Here is a 13,643-nt window from a genome sequence, read left to right as displayed (position 1 = left end):
CAAACTCCTTCACGCCTTACATAGTGGCATCGCTGGCGCGTACAACACGGCAAAGCGTCACGACAGTCACAAGGGCAGCGCCGGCACGCCGGAGCTGGCGGGCGCAGGCCGAGGCGGTCGCGCCCGTTGTGAACACGTCATCCACCAACACAACATGCCTGCCGTCAAGTCCGTGCCCCGGCGCGATCCGGAATGCGCCCGCCATATTGCGCCGCCGTGACAGCACACTCTTGCCCGCCTGGCTCGGCGTTGCGCGGGAACGGAGCAACCAGCCCGCGCGCATCGGGATCCCGGTCTGGCGAGACAAGGCCTGGCCGAGCAGCGCCGACTGGTTATAGCGCCGCGTCAGCAAACGCCGCCAATGCAGCGGCACCGGCAGGATATAATCGGCGCCCGACAGACAACTCGCCCCGGCGCGCGCCATCCAGGCGCCGAACTGGTCGATCATCTCGCGGCGGCCGCCATTCTTGAAGCCGAGCACCAATTGCCGCGAGACATCGCCATAGACCAGCGGCGCCCGGGCGCGATCGAATTTGGGCGGACGGGCGAGACACAGCGCGCACAACAGGCCGCCCGTCTCGATCCCCGTTCCATAGGGGAAGGGCACGCCGCAGCAATCGCACCAGGGCGCATCGATGAACTCCAGCCCCTGCCAGGCGGCCGCATCGAGGCGCCCGCTGGCATCAACCGGCACGCTGCGCACCGGACAAACCGGCGGCCAGACGGCATCGGCCAGGGCGGTCAGGACAGACTTGCTCATCACACCCCTTCCCTTCGGCGGGCGCAAAAGGCATATCGGCGGCATGTCATCCGCCCTGCCCCCGCAATTGTTTAATCGCGACCTGCTGCGCCAGCGCCGCAACCGCGCGGCGGGCAGCATACAATCATACAATTTTCTCGTGCAACGGGCGTTCGACGATATTTGCGACCGGGTCGAGGGCGTGATGCGCGATTTCGACACCACGCTGATCCTTGGCGGCGGGCCGGGCCTGCCGGGCGAATTGCGCCAGCGCCATGCCGGCAGCAAGACCGGCCATGTCATCCAGAGCGATCTCGCCCCGGCCGTCGCGGCCCGGCTGGACGGCCCCGCCCTGGCACTCGACGAGGAGCGCCTGCCCTTCAGCGATGCCAGTCTCGATCTCATTCTGGCGCCGCTCGGACTTCACTGGACCAATGACCTGCCCGGCGTGCTGGTGCAGCTGCGCCGGGCCCTCAAACCCGACGGGTTCCTTGCCGCGGCACTGCTTGGCGGCAACAGCCTGACCGAATTGCGCCAGTCCCTGATGGCGGCCGAGGCCGAGCTGAGCGGCGGGGCGCATGCGCGCGTCTCGCCGCTAGCCGGCACGTTCGACATTGCCGCCCTGCTGCAGCGCGCCGGCTTCACCATGCCGGTCGCCGATATCGACCGCGTCACCGTGCGCTATGACAATGCCTTCGCCCTGATGGCCGATCTGCGCGGCATGGCCGAGACCAGCATTCTCGCTGACCGGCCCCGCAGCCCGGCGACACGGGCGCTATTCGTGCGGATGGCGGAAATCTATGCCGAGCGTTTCTCGGACCCCGACGGACGTATCCGCGCCACGTTCGAGATCGTCCACGCTGCCGGCTGGGCGCCGCACCCCGATCAGCCGGTCGCCAAGCGTCCGGGCTCGGCGACGGTCAGGCTGGCCGATGCGCTGGGCGTGACGGAAAAATCGGCGGACGAGAAGGCCGGGCGCTAAAGCGCCCCGGCCACATCCGCGTAGAGCCGGCCCACGGCCGGTCCGAATGTCGTCCACAGGCCGATCACCACCAGCGCCATGGCGGCGGCAATCATGCCGTATTCGATCGCCGTGGCGCCGTTTTCATCGCGGCAGAAGCGTTTGAGGATATCCATCACAGCCGGTCCCTCAGCTCTGCGGCCAGCGGCATGTCGGCGGCCGGCATCTTGAAGTCGCGCAGTTTTTCCTTGCGAACCCAGGCGAGCTCCTGGCCCTCATTGGCCTGTGGGAAACCATCCCAGGTGCGGCACAGGAAGAAGGGCATCACGATGTGAAAATCGGGATAGGCATGGGACACGAAGGCAAAGGGGTGCAGGCACCGTTCACACGGTTCGACACTCAGCTCTTCACGCAATTCGCGAACCACGGCCTGCTCCGGTGTCTCGCCCGGCTCGATCTTGCCGCCGGGGAATTCCCAAAGGCCCGCCATCGGCTTTCCCTCGGGGCGCCGTGCAATCAGGATACGGCCATCCGCATCGAGCAAGGCACAGGCAGCAACATAAAGGACCGGTTTGGGGCCAGGTTCAGCCATTATGAACAAACTCCGTTAAGGGCGGGTGCAGAGACGCGGTTAAGCGGGTGTTAGCCCGGATCCGCCGGCAGATCATCCGTCCCGGGCTCTGCGGCGGCATCGCCCCCGTCCGCCTCGGCCGGCGCGTCGCCATCCTCCGGGGCGAGGCTGAGACCGGAATCCGGTAATGGCAAAGGCAAGCGCTCGATCTCGGCCTGTTCGCGCAGCCCGCCGATCAGCCCCTCCAGCTGGTCGAAGGTGAAGAAACGCACGATATTCGGCCGCAAGGCCTCCAGTGTCGGCGGCGGCTCGCGGCGGCGGTCGACGACCTGAAGGATATGCCAGCCAAATTCAGTCTGGAACGGTTCCGAAGTCTCGCCCTCGCCGGTCCTGAAGGCGACCGCACCGAAGGCGGGCAGCACACCTTCGCGACTGAAATAACCCAGATCGCCGCCTTCCAGCCGCGTCGCCTGGTCCTGGCTCATGCGCACCGCGAGGGCGGCAAAATCCTGCCCGGCATCGATCAGGGCCTTGATCGCATCCGCTTCCTCGCGCGTGTCGACGAGGATATGACGGGCCCGCACTTCCTCACCGAGCGGGATCAGGCGCACCTGTTCCTGGTAAATGCGCTCGATCGTTTCCTCATTGACGGCATCGGCCAGCGCCGTCTCGACCAGCACATTGCCGAGAATGCGCTCCTCAGCCAGTGCCAGCCGGCGCAGCGCCTCTTCGGACTGGTCGAGCCCGCGGCGACGCGCCTCCATCGCCAGCAGGCGCTGATCGATCAATTCGTCCAGAATATGGGCAAAACCCTCACTGCCCGGCCCGACGGGCGGCGAGTCGCCCCCCTCGGCCTGGCTGGCGGCCTCACGCTCCACGTCGGAACGGCGGATGATCGTGCCGTCGACACGCGCCAGGACCGGGTCCCGCTCATCCAATGACAGCGCCGGATTCGCGGCCCGGAAATCATCCGCCGTCCGGCGGGGTTCAGGGCCGCATCCGGCAAGTACGGCAAGCACCAAGCCAGCTGCAAAAAGACGTTTCATCGACACTATCTTCACCTTGCCGGGCCGCAGGAACGCGATGCGTGCCGCGCGGCTTGATTGACACTGAATGCCCCCATCCTTAAGTCAGCCAGACGTTTCAAAGCAATGCCAGCGCCTGCGCCGGTCCATTGATCTGGCCCTTGCAGAGTTGCTAGCCCAACCGTTGTTCGCAAAGCCAGACCCCATGCTCTCACTTGCCCGCAAGATCTTCGGAACCGAAACAAGCCGCAAACTGCGCCGCATGAAACCGGTTGTCGATCAAATCAACGCATACGAGGCCGAATACAAGGCGCTCTCCGACGAAGCTCTCAAGGGCAAGACCGTCGAATTCCGAGCCCGGCTCGAACAGGGTGCCAAGCTCGACGACCTCCTTCCGGAGGCCTTCGCGGCGGTTCGCGAAGCGGCCGACCGGGCGATCGGACTGCGCCCCTATGACGTCCAGCTGATGGGCGGCATCGTGCTCAATGACAGCTCGATCGCGGAAATGAAGACCGGTGAAGGCAAGACCCTGGTTGCCACCCTGCCGAGTTATCTCAACGCCCTGCCCGGCACCGGCGTCCATGTCGTCACCGTCAATGACTATCTGGCGACGCGGGATTCCGAGTGGATGGGCAAGGTCTTCGCGCAACTGGGCATGACGACCGGCGTCATCTCGCACGGCAAGTCCGACCAGGAACGCCGCGAGGCCTATGCCTGCGACATCACCTACGCGACCAATAACGAGCTCGGCTTCGATTATCTGCGCGACAACATGAAGTATTCGATCGAGGAAATGGTCCAGCGCGGTCATGCCTATGCCCTCGTCGATGAAGTCGATTCCATCCTGATCGATGAAGCGCGCACGCCGCTGATCATCTCTGGACGCACCGAGGACCGGACCGAATTCTACAAGACGATCGACGCGCTGATCCCGCAGCTGGGCGATGAGTGTTACGAGATTGACGAGAAGGCCCGCTCGATCCTGCTGACCGAAGAGGGCAATGAAGAGATCGAGCGCCTGCTGCGCGAAAACGATCTCTTGAAGGAGGGCGATCTCTATGATGTCGAGAATGTCTCGATCGTCCACCACGTCAACCAGGCCCTGAAGGCCCACAAGATCTTCCACATCGACAAGGACTACATCGTCAAGGACAGCGAAGTCCTGCTGATCGATGAGTTCACGGGCCGGATGATGCAGGGCCGCCGCCTGTCGGACGGTCTGCACCAGGCCATCGAGGCCAAGGAAGGCGCGAATATCCAGCCGGAAAACCAGACGCTGGCCTCTGTCACCTTCCAGAACTATTTCCGCCTCTACAAGAAGCTCGCCGGCATGACCGGTACGGCTGCCACCGAGGCCGACGAATTCCATTCGATCTACAAGCTGGAAGTGGTCGAGATCCCGACCAACCGGCCGATCGCGCGGATCGACAATGAAGACGAGGTCTTCCGCACCCTGACCGACAAGTATGCGGCCATCGTCGATGATCTGGTCGATTGCCAGGAGCGTGGCCAGCCGGTGCTGGTCGGCACGGTGTCGATCGAGAAATCCGAGCAATTGTCGCAATTGCTCAGCGACAAGAAGACCTTCCGCGAGACGCTCGGCCATCTCTATCCCAAGGATGATGCCGAGATCGAGGCGTTCAAGAAGTCCGGCCGTCCCGATGCGCGTCCGCTCAAGGAGATGCTCAAGCTGATCCCGCTCGAGCACAAGGTGCTCAATGCGCGCTACCACGAACAGGAAGCGATGATCGTCGCCCAGGCCGGCACGCCCGGCGCGATCACCATCGCCACCAATATGGCCGGCCGCGGGACCGATATTCAGCTCGGTGGCAATGCCGAGATGCGCATGACGCAATGGCTCGCGGAACAGACCGCCAAGGGTGTCCAGCCGGACGACGCTGCTATCGAGGCCCAGAAAACCGTAATCGCGGCCGATATCGCCGAAAAGCGCGAAATCGCGCTCGCCGCCGGCGGTCTCTATGTGCTCGGCACCGAACGCCATGAAAGCCGCCGCATCGATAACCAGCTTCGCGGCCGTACCGGCCGCCAGGGCGATCCGGGCCGCTCGAAATTCTACATCTCCGTCCAGGACGACCTGCTGCGCATTTTCGCGCCGGAACGGCTTGACGGCATCATGCGGACGCTGGGTCTGAAAGAGGGCGAGGCGATCACCCACCCCTGGATGTCCAAGGCACTGGAGACCTCGCAGAAGAAGGTCGAGCAGCGCAATTTCGACATCCGCAAGAATGTCCTCAAATACGACGACGTCATGAATGACCAGCGCAAGGCCGTGTTCGAGCAGCGCATTGATTTCATGACCTCCGGCGATGTTGCCGACGTCATCAAGGACATGCGCCACCAGACCGCCGAGGATCTCGTTGTCGCGCACATCCCGCCCAAGGTTTATGCCGACCAGTGGGATGTCGAAGGGCTGGCAAGCGAGCTGCGCGAAGTGTTCGGACTCGACCTGCCGGTTACCGAGTGGGCGCAGGAAGAAGGCATTGCCGACGAGGAAATCCTCGAACGCGTCACCGAGGCCGCCGACCGGGCCTTCGCCGAGAAGGCCGCCAATGGCGGGCCCGACCTGATGCGCCGGATCGAAAAATCCTTCCTGCTGCAGGCCATTGACCAGAACTGGCGCGAGCACCTGCAGAATCTCGATGCCATGCGCTCAATGATCGGCCTGCGCAGCTATGCCCAGCGCGATCCGCTCAACGAGTTCAAGACCGAAGCCTTCGAGCTGTTCGAGAAAATGATGGACAATTTGCGGGTCGAAGTGACCAAGCAGTTGATGCTGATCCGCTTCGAGCGCGCACCGGCGGCACCGGCCGCACCGCAGGCACCCGAGGGGCTGACCGCAACCCATATCGACCCGCGCACCGGCCGCAATGAAATGGGCGATCCCGATGCCGGCCCTGTCGCCGCACGGGTTGCGCCAACCCTGCGCCGCACTTCAACCCCTGTCGATCCGAACCGGCCCGAGACCTGGGGCCGGGTGGCGCGCAATGCCGCCTGCCCATGCGGTTCCGGCAAGAAGTACAAGCAGTGCCATGGCGCGATCGACAGCCAAGACGCCCAGGCCTGATATCCGGCTTCGTCCCGCCCGCCCGGGCGAGGAAGCGGCACTGTCAGCGCTCTGTCTGCGCTCCAAGGCTTATTGGGGCTATGACGCGGCGTTCATGGACGCGGTTGCGCCCTATCTGCGTGTCACCGGTGATGCCATCCGCGAGGGTCATGCGACCGTCGCTGAATCGGCGGACGGCGTTGTGCTGGGCGTCTGCCAGATCGACCCTGCTGGCCATGGCGGCGCACTCGATTTGCTGTTCATTGAACCCGAGGCGATCGGGACGGGCGCTGGCCGGGCGCTGTTTGAGCACGCCAAGGCACAATTGAAGGCGCTGGGCTTGCCGGTCATGACGATCCTGTCCGACCCCTATGCGGAAGCCGCCTACCTGCACATGGGCGCCCGCCGCGTCGAGATGCGCGCCTCGGACGTGTTCAAGGGACGGGAACTGCCCTGGCTGGAAGTGACGCTTTAAAACGGGCTCGGGCAGGCGTGCGGCAGTGTCCGGACCGGACTGCCTAGAACGCACCGCCGCCGGCACGGCCGATCGCCAGGAAGCGTTCGCGGCGTTGCTGGCGCAATTCCTTGTCCGACAGGCCATCAAGCTTGGCGAGATGGGCCTCGATGGCATTGCCGACCGAACGCATGGTCTCGACCGGGTGACGGTGAGCGCCGCCGATCGGTTCGGGAATGATCTCGTCAATGATCTTGAAGCCGAGGAGGTCGGGCGCCGTGATCTTCATCGCCACGGCGGCGTCCTTGGCCTTGGCCTGGTCCTTCCACAGGATCGAGGCACAGCCTTCCGGCGAGATCACCGAATAGATCGAATGCTCCAGCATCATCACGGTATTGGCGCTGGCCAGCGCCACCGCGCCGCCGGAACCACCCTCGCCGGTGATGACCGAAATCAGCGGCGTGCCGAGCGTCAGGCAGCGCTCGGTCGAACGTGCAATCGCTTCCGCCTGGCCGCGCTCTTCAGCACCAAGGCCAGGATAGGCACCAGCGGTATCGACGAAGGTGAGAACGGGCAGATTGAATTTCTCGGCCAGATCCATCAGCCGGATCGCCTTGCGATAACCCTCGGGCCGCGCCATGCCGAAATTATGGTGCAGACGGCTTTCGGTATCATGGCCCTTCTCATGGCCGATCACGACCACGGAACGCCCGCGAAAACGGCCGAGTCCGCCGACAATGGCGGCATCCTCGGAGAAACGGCGGTCACCGCACAACTCCTCGAAATCCTCGATCAGCGCCTTGCGATAATCGCGGAAATGCGGCCGCTCGGGATGGCGCGCGACCAGCGTCTTGCGCCAGGGGTCGAGCTTGCCATAGAGGGTGGCGAGCTGTTCCGACGCCTTCTGGCGCAGTCTCGCCGTCTCTTCAGCCATGTCGGGCGCGTCATCGCCGCCCGCAGCGGAGAGCGTTTCAAGCTCTTCGATCTTGGCTTCCAGCTCGGCCAGCGGCCGTTCGAAATCGAGATAGGTACGCGTAGGATCGGACATGCCGGTTTAACGCCTGTGGACGTTTCAGAAGGCGCTGAACCTAACCAGCCGAGCCGGGCGTCACAAGCCCGCAATACTGTCAGCCGGCAGCGGCCGAACCGGGCAGGCCTCAGCGCTTGCGTGCCAGCGGATGCGCGGTCTCGACCAGGGATTTCAGACGCTCGTCGAGCACATGGGTATAGATCTGCGTCGTCGAGACATCGGCATGGCCCAGCAAGAGCTGGACCGAGCGCAGATCGGCACCGCGCGCCAGCAGATGCGTCGCGAAGGCATGGCGCAGCACGTGCGGCGAGACGCGGGCCGGATCAAGGCCGGCGGCCAGGGCGACCTCCTGCAGGATCTGGGCGAAGCGCTCGCGGGTGAGATGACCGGACTTGGCCGTGCGCGAGGGAAACAGGAAGCGTTGCGCCTTTTGCGCGCCGGATCTGGCGGGCGGCAGATGCGCGGCACGGACCTCGCGATAGGCCGCCATCGCCTCAAGCGCCGAAGCCGTCAGCGGCACCAGCCGCTCGCGCCCGCCCTTGCCGGTGACGAAAATGCAGCGCTCGCTCTGGATGAAAGCGCTCAGCGGCAGCGACACCAGTTCGGTGACGCGCAAGCCGCCGGCATAGAGGATTTCCAGCAGAGCCCGGGTGCGCAGGCCCGACGGGCCCGGCAGTCCGGCAGTGGCGGCAAACAGGGCATCGACATCGGCTTCGCTGAGAATCTTCGGCAGGCTGCGGCCCTGTTTCGGTCCGTGCAGCGGCGTGCAGGGATCATCGCTGCGGCGCCCCTCGGAGAGCAGGAAGCGATAGAAGCGCTTCATCGCCGACAGGCGACGCGCCGCCGTCGCCGCTGACAGCCCATCGGATTCAATCTCCGCCAGCACTCCTTCCAGATCCGGCGTCGTCGCCTGCGCCAGCTGGACGCCACGCGCGGCGAGCCGGGCCGAGACATCGTTCAGGTCGCGGGCATAGGCGTCGAGTGTATTCTTGGCAGCACCGCGCTCGGCGGCCATCATGTCGAGGAAGAGGTCGATCTCCGGACCGCTGCTCACACCGCCCTCGCCACCAGCCGTTCCAGCAGGATCTCAAGCGCCGCACGGCGCAGGCCGAGCGAATCGAGCACCGCAACGCAGCGGCTCAATGTCGCTGCATTCGGCTGTGCCCCGCCCCGGGCCAGACCGGCGATGGCCAGCAGGGCCGCCTCGGCACCGGCATTGGCGCGTTCGGCCGCCTCCATCGCCAGGACTTCGGGCCCCACCGAGACCGGTGCCAGCTGCAGCAGAGCCGGGCGCACCCCGCTGATCGCACTGGCACCCAACCGCTGCAGCGCCAGCAAATCGGGCAGTGCACCATTGCCATAGGCTTCGAAATGCGCAGCCAGCAGGGCGGCGGCCTGATCGCCGGCGACACGATCGCGGGCAATCGCCAGCGCCAGGTCGAGATTGACCATGCGGCGTGGTGATGGTGGCACCCAGGCCGGCGGCACCGGGGCAGACAGGGTCGCGGCGATCGGATCGAGCGGCTTGCCGGTTTCATCGAACTGCGGCACCGGCGGCAGTGGCGGCCCGTCCATCAGGGCATTGCGCCAGTGGGAGGCCGTCGGCACATCGCCGGCCAGCAGCGCGGCCAGCGCAAAGCGATAGCCATCGCCGAGGGTTTCGCGTGTCAGCGGCAGGGTGTGAACCTCGCGGCCATAACGGCGCGCCGCAGCGGCAAACTCGCCGCCGGAGACGGCATCGTCGAGCAGGCCCGACAGGGCGCTCGCTGCGATGGCACGGTCGGCGCCCTGCACGAGCACCGCCTCGAGAGCGGCCGTACGTTCGACGCCGGACAGGGCCAGGGCTGCAGCCAGGGCTTCCGCCGGCTCGCTGGCCGGCACCGGTGTCGGTGCGGCGCGGCCATGCACGAAGCGCTGCAGCCAGCCCGGCGCGCCCGCCAGGTCGAGGGCCTCCAGTTCGGTATCGGCGTCGAGCTGGAAGGCCATGGCCAGCTTGAGACCGGAATCGATCACCGGCAGAGGTTGCGGCGCTGCGCCCTCAAGCGTGAGCGCAAACAACAGCGCGTCATAGCCGGCATCCTCGCCGGCATTGCGCGCCAGTTCCGCCGTCAGCTCGGCAGCGCTGTCCTGACCGTCCAGGGCGAGACAGAAGGCCCGCGCCCGCAGCCAGTAGGCCTGCTCACGGCCGCGCAGCAGGGCATCGGCCGTATGGCAGGCATTGCGGGCATTGCCGGTCGCAAAGGCGAGCTCGGCATGCAGGCGGGACAAGGCTTCATTCTGGTTGAGATTGGGGGTGCGCTCGAGCAGGTCATAGGCCTCGAACACGCCGCCCGCTGCAAGCAGACGGTCAGCGCGCACCACCGGCAGGCCGGGATCGCCGCGCCCGCCTGCAGGCGGATAGCCGCCCGAACTCAGCACGGAGCGTGACAGCTCGGCCAGGGCAGGCGAGGCATAGCCGGCGCCGTCAGCCCCGGGCAGCAGGGTCAGGACCCGACTGGCCATGTCGGCATCGCTGCCATCCCACAACGAGATCCCCAATGCCGCGTCGGGCAGGCCCACTTCGAGCGGGTCAAGCGCGTCGAGGCTTTGAACTTCGATCGGTCCCTGGGCGAGGGCGGTGCCCCCCAGCATCAGGGCCAGACCGCTAGCGCGGAAAATTATCGTCCAGCTCGACACGTACTTCCTCCTGCGACGGCTCAAGACCGTTCGCGATAACAACCAGCGTGCCAAAGCCCGCCGCGACAATGCCGACGATAATCACCAGGCCGACCAGAAATCCCCGCATGAATTCACCTTCCCATGTGCAATTGGTGCGCCACCAGCATGGCAAACATCCGCGCGACAAGGGTAACCCCGATTGCGGCGATTTCCAGACGCTTTATACCGAAGGCATGACCCGTACTGCTTTACAAGATCATTCCATTGTCCTGATCGGGCTGATGGGCGCCGGCAAGACCACGGTCGGCCGCCGTCTGGCGACGGCGATGGAACGTCCCTTTGCCGATGCCGACCATGAAATCGAACGCGCCGCCGGCCGGACGGTCAGCGATATTTTCGAGGATTTCGGCGAGGCCGCCTTCCGCGATGGCGAACGCCGGGTGATCGCGCGCCTGCTCGATGAACCGCCCATGGTGCTGGCGCTGGGCGGCGGCGCCTTTGTCGATCCGCAGACGCGGGCGCTGGTCAAGGAGCGCGCCATCTCGATCTGGCTGCAGGCCGATGTCGCGACCCTGGCGGCGCGGGTCGGCCGGCGTGATACCCGGCCGCTGCTGCGCGAGGGCGATCCGGCCGTCATCCTTGAACGCCTGCTCGAAACCCGCCAGCCTGCCTATGCCGAGGCCGATATCCATATCGATGCCTCGGCGGGCACACATCAGGCAACGGCCGAGGCCATTCTCGCCGCCCTGCAAGCCCGGGAGACGGACGCGTGAGTTCAGTTCTGACAGTTCCGGTCGGCCTTGGGTCGCGGGCCTATGATGTGCTGGTCGGCGATGGCGCCCTGGATGCCGCCGCAGACCGCCTGGCCGGCTTCTTTCCGCGCAAACGCGCCATCCTCGTCACCGACAGCCATATCGCGCCGCTGCATCTCGAGCGCGTCATCACACTGCTGGCCGCCGCCGGCCTCGCCTGCGACCCGATCGTGATGGAGCCCGGTGAGCGCGCCAAGAGCTTTGCCGGGCTGGAACAGCTGGTCGATGCCTTGCTGGAACGCAATATCGAACGCTCCGAGGCAGTGATCGCGCTGGGCGGCGGCGTGATCGGCGACCTGACCGGTTTTGCCGCAGCGGTGACCAAGCGCGGCGTCGACTTCATCCAGATCCCGACGACGCTGCTGGCCCAGGTCGACAGCTCGGTCGGCGGCAAGACCGGGATCAATACCCGCCAGGGCAAGAATTTCGCCGGCGCCTTCCACCAGCCGCGCCTGGTGATCGCCGACACCGGCCTGCTCGCCACCCTGCCCGAGCGCGAACGCCGCGCCGGCTATGCCGAGATCGTCAAGGCGGCTTTGATCGGCGATGAGCCTATGTTCGAACGCCTCGACGCGGCTGGAGCCGGCGTGCTGCAGGGCGCGCCGCTGGCCCGCGCCATCGCCGATGCGGTCGCCTTCAAGGCCCGCATTGTCGCCGAGGACGAGCTGGAACATGGCAATCGCGCCCTGCTCAATCTCGGCCACACCTTCGCCCATGCCTTCGAGGCGGAGGCGCCCAAGGACGCCATTCGCCACGGCGAGGCCGTCGCGGCCGGTATTGCCCTGGCCTTTCGCTATTCGGTTGCCCGCGGCGAATGCCCGGCCAGCGATGCCGATCGCGTTGAGGCGCATTTGCGCACGGTCGGCCTGCCGTGGAATGCCGCCAGCCTGGCGCACAAGGACTGGGACGCTGCCCGTCTGGTGGCGCGGATGCGCGATGACAAGAAGAACCAGGCCGGGGAAATCACCTTGATTCTGGCCCGGGGGATTGGCAAAGCCTGGATAGACCCTAGGATTGACGCGACGCATCTCGTCGCATTTTTGGAGACTTCGCTCTCATGAGCCTCGACTGGAGCCTGATTGGCCCCGCCCTGCTGATTCTCGGCCTGCTTTGTCTGTCGGCCTTTTTCTCGGGTTCGGAAACCTCGCTGACCGCGACATCACGCGCCCGCATCCTGCAGCTTGAGCGCGACAAGAACCCGGCCGCAGCCCGGGTCAATCGCCTGATCAGCGATGGCGAAGGCCTGCTGGGATCGCTGCTGCTCGGCAATAATCTGGTCAATATCGCCGCCTCGATGCTGACAGGGCAATTGTTTGCCCGCCTGCTCGGCGGCGAGCACAGCGTCTGGATCGCGACGGCAGTGATGACGGTGCTGGTACTGGTCTTCGCCGAGGTGATGCCCAAGACCTATGCCCTGTCCAATCCCGAGCGTTTCGCCCTGGCCGTGTCGCGCCCGGTGCTGGTCATCGTGCGCGTCTTCGCACCGATCGTCGGCGCGGTGCAGGCGATCGTGCGCGGCGTGCTGCGCCTGTTCGGCGCCACCGTTGAAGGCCCGGTCCTGTCGGCCCATGACGAATTGCGCGGCACCATCGCGCTGCATCACGAGGAAGGCGGCGTGGTCAAAAATGACCGCGACATGCTCGGCGGCGTGCTCGATCTGCGCGACCTGACCGTTGACGACATCATGGTGCATCGCAAGTCCATCCACATGATCGATATCGAGCTTCCGGCGTCGGAAATCGCCCAGGACGCCCTGCACAGCCCGCATACGCGTCTGCCGCTCTACCAGGGCGATCCCGACAATATCGTCGGCGTGCTGCATGCCCGCGATCTGGCCCGGGCCATGCACGATAATGATGGCGACCCGTCGACGATCGATATCAAGGCGATCCTGCGCGAGCCCTGGTTCGTGCCGGAGACCACCGAAGTGCTCGACCAGCTCAATGCCTTCCGTGAAAAGCGCGAGCATTTCGCCCTCGTCGTCGACGAGTATGGTGCGCTGATGGGTCTGGTGACGCTCGAGGATATCCTCGAGGAAATCGTCGGCGCGATCGAGGACGAGCACGACATCACCGTCGAGGGCATCCGGCCCGAGGCGGAGGGGATCTGGCTGGTCGACGGTGTGGTGCCGATCCGCGATCTCAACCGGGCACTCGACTGGCAATTGCCCGACGAGGAAGCCGTGACGCTGGCAGGCCTGGTGATTCACGAGGCCCAGACCATTCCCGAGCGCGGCCAGGTCTTCCAGTTCCATGGCGTGCGCTTTGAAGTCGTCGAACGCCGCCGCAACCAGATCACCCAGCTCCGCGTCAGCGCCAGCCCCGACTGA

Annotated in this window: 14 protein-coding genes; 6 read left to right on the top strand and 8 right to left on the bottom strand. The window is 65.6% G+C overall.

From position 1 onward, the window contains the following. Positions 1–16: 16 nt before the first annotated feature. Positions 17–760, bottom strand: a complete 744-nt coding sequence (locus tag ACN0YL_RS01285) for a ComF family protein (protein ID WP_417496772.1) — start codon at positions 758–760, stop codon at positions 17–19. 43 nt (positions 761–803) lie between these two features. On the opposite strand from ACN0YL_RS01285, the gene ACN0YL_RS01280 reads away from it, so the two are divergent. Beyond that, entirely contained in the window at positions 804–1,721 is a 918-nt protein-coding gene (locus ACN0YL_RS01280; protein WP_417496771.1) for a methyltransferase domain-containing protein, read from the top strand. On the opposite strand, the gene ACN0YL_RS01275 is transcribed toward ACN0YL_RS01280, so the two are convergent. The 3 genes from ACN0YL_RS01275 to ACN0YL_RS01265 are packed head-to-tail and all read right to left on the bottom strand — an operon-like array spanning position 1,718 to position 3,209. Then, a complete protein-coding gene (locus ACN0YL_RS01275; protein WP_417468621.1) occupies positions 1,718–1,876 on the bottom strand; it encodes a Flp family type IVb pilin in 159 nt (52 codons plus the stop codon). The genes ACN0YL_RS01280 and ACN0YL_RS01275 overlap by 4 nt on opposite strands. After that, a complete protein-coding gene (gene mutT, locus ACN0YL_RS01270) occupies positions 1,876–2,292 on the bottom strand; it encodes an 8-oxo-dGTP diphosphatase MutT (RefSeq protein ID WP_417468620.1) in 417 nt (138 codons plus the stop codon). The genes ACN0YL_RS01275 and mutT overlap by 1 nt, the downstream gene beginning before the upstream one ends. A gap of 50 nt (positions 2,293–2,342) precedes the next feature. After that, entirely contained in the window at positions 2,343–3,209 is an 867-nt protein-coding gene (locus ACN0YL_RS01265; protein ID WP_417496770.1) for a peptidylprolyl isomerase, read from the bottom strand. A gap of 292 nt (positions 3,210–3,501) precedes the next feature. On the opposite strand from ACN0YL_RS01265, the gene secA reads away from it, so the two are divergent. Both secA and ACN0YL_RS01255 read left to right on the top strand, forming a co-directional pair. Further along, on the top strand, positions 3,502–6,381 hold the full coding sequence (gene secA / locus ACN0YL_RS01260; RefSeq protein ID WP_417496769.1) for a preprotein translocase subunit SecA: 2,880 nt from the start codon (positions 3,502–3,504) through the stop codon (positions 6,379–6,381). Then, positions 6,347–6,835 carry a GNAT family N-acetyltransferase gene (locus ACN0YL_RS01255; RefSeq protein ID WP_417496768.1) on the top strand — a complete coding sequence of 163 codons (489 nt, stop codon included), beginning with the start codon at positions 6,347–6,349 and terminating at the stop codon, positions 6,833–6,835. Before secA ends, ACN0YL_RS01255 begins: the two co-directional genes overlap by 35 nt. Before the next feature lie 43 nt (positions 6,836–6,878). Here ACN0YL_RS01255 and ACN0YL_RS01250 read toward each other — a convergent pair whose 3' ends face one another. The 4 genes from ACN0YL_RS01250 to ACN0YL_RS01235 form a co-directional block, all read right to left on the bottom strand. Then, positions 6,879–7,862, bottom strand: a complete 984-nt coding sequence (locus ACN0YL_RS01250; RefSeq protein WP_417496767.1) for an acetyl-CoA carboxylase carboxyltransferase subunit alpha — start codon at positions 7,860–7,862, stop codon at positions 6,879–6,881. 109 nt (positions 7,863–7,971) lie between these two features. Next, positions 7,972–8,898, bottom strand: coding sequence for a site-specific tyrosine recombinase XerD (locus ACN0YL_RS01245; RefSeq protein ID WP_417496766.1), 927 nt, complete (start codon positions 8,896–8,898; stop codon positions 7,972–7,974). Continuing rightward, positions 8,895–10,475, bottom strand: a complete 1,581-nt coding sequence (locus ACN0YL_RS01240) for a hypothetical protein (protein ID WP_417496765.1) — start codon at positions 10,473–10,475, stop codon at positions 8,895–8,897. Before ACN0YL_RS01240 ends, ACN0YL_RS01245 begins: the two co-directional genes overlap by 4 nt. A gap of 13 nt (positions 10,476–10,488) precedes the next feature. Further along, positions 10,489–10,629 carry a hypothetical protein gene (locus tag ACN0YL_RS01235; RefSeq protein ID WP_417468612.1) on the bottom strand — a complete coding sequence of 47 codons (141 nt, stop codon included), beginning with the start codon at positions 10,627–10,629 and terminating at the stop codon, positions 10,489–10,491. A gap of 106 nt (positions 10,630–10,735) precedes the next feature. Here ACN0YL_RS01235 and ACN0YL_RS01230 point away from each other — a divergent pair, with 106 nt between their 5' ends. Genes ACN0YL_RS01230 through ACN0YL_RS01220 form a run of 3 tightly spaced genes read left to right on the top strand, consistent with a single transcriptional unit; the run spans position 10,736 to position 13,643 of the window. Further along, positions 10,736–11,275, top strand: a complete 540-nt coding sequence (locus ACN0YL_RS01230) for a shikimate kinase (protein ID WP_417497048.1) — start codon at positions 10,736–10,738, stop codon at positions 11,273–11,275. After that, the gene (aroB, locus tag ACN0YL_RS01225; protein WP_417496764.1) at positions 11,272–12,375 is read left to right on the top strand and encodes a 3-dehydroquinate synthase; all 1,104 of its coding nucleotides are present in this window, start codon (positions 11,272–11,274) and stop codon (positions 12,373–12,375) included. The genes ACN0YL_RS01230 and aroB overlap by 4 nt, the downstream gene beginning before the upstream one ends. Continuing rightward, positions 12,372–13,643 carry an HlyC/CorC family transporter gene (locus ACN0YL_RS01220; RefSeq protein ID WP_417468609.1) on the top strand — a complete coding sequence of 424 codons (1,272 nt, stop codon included), beginning with the start codon at positions 12,372–12,374 and terminating at the stop codon, positions 13,641–13,643. Before aroB ends, ACN0YL_RS01220 begins: the two co-directional genes overlap by 4 nt.

The sequence above is a fragment of the Maricaulis sp. genome (assembly GCF_048269565.1).
Taxonomy (GTDB): Bacteria; Pseudomonadota; Alphaproteobacteria; order Caulobacterales; family Maricaulaceae; genus Maricaulis.
The sequence above is the reverse complement of the archived record's forward strand: the minus strand, read 5'-3'. Positions and strand labels throughout refer to the sequence as shown.

What these genes read in the sequence shown, in the direction of transcription:
- ACN0YL_RS01285 (WP_417496772.1), bottom strand. Translation starts at nt 760, where the DNA reads ATGAGCAAGTCTGTCCTGACCGCCCTGGCCGATGCCGTCTGGCCGCCG.
- ACN0YL_RS01280 (WP_417496771.1), top strand. Translation starts at nt 804, where the DNA reads ATGTCATCCGCCCTGCCCCCGCAATTGTTTAATCGCGACCTGCTGCGC.
- ACN0YL_RS01275 (WP_417468621.1), bottom strand. Translation starts at nt 1,876, where the DNA reads ATGGATATCCTCAAACGCTTCTGCCGCGATGAAAACGGCGCCACGGCG.
- mutT (WP_417468620.1), bottom strand. Translation starts at nt 2,292, where the DNA reads ATGGCTGAACCTGGCCCCAAACCGGTCCTTTATGTTGCTGCCTGTGCC.
- secA (WP_417496769.1), top strand. Translation starts at nt 3,502, where the DNA reads ATGCTCTCACTTGCCCGCAAGATCTTCGGAACCGAAACAAGCCGCAAA.
- ACN0YL_RS01255 (WP_417496768.1), top strand. Translation starts at nt 6,347, where the DNA reads ATGGCGCGATCGACAGCCAAGACGCCCAGGCCTGATATCCGGCTTCGT.
- ACN0YL_RS01250 (WP_417496767.1), bottom strand. Translation starts at nt 7,862, where the DNA reads ATGTCCGATCCTACGCGTACCTATCTCGATTTCGAACGGCCGCTGGCC.
- ACN0YL_RS01240 (WP_417496765.1), bottom strand. Translation starts at nt 10,475, where the DNA reads ATGCTGGGGGGCACCGCCCTCGCCCAGGGACCGATCGAAGTTCAAAGC.
- ACN0YL_RS01235 (WP_417468612.1), bottom strand. Translation starts at nt 10,629, where the DNA reads ATGCGGGGATTTCTGGTCGGCCTGGTGATTATCGTCGGCATTGTCGCG.
- ACN0YL_RS01230 (WP_417497048.1), top strand. Translation starts at nt 10,736, where the DNA reads ATGACCCGTACTGCTTTACAAGATCATTCCATTGTCCTGATCGGGCTG.
- ACN0YL_RS01220 (WP_417468609.1), top strand. Translation starts at nt 12,372, where the DNA reads ATGAGCCTCGACTGGAGCCTGATTGGCCCCGCCCTGCTGATTCTCGGC.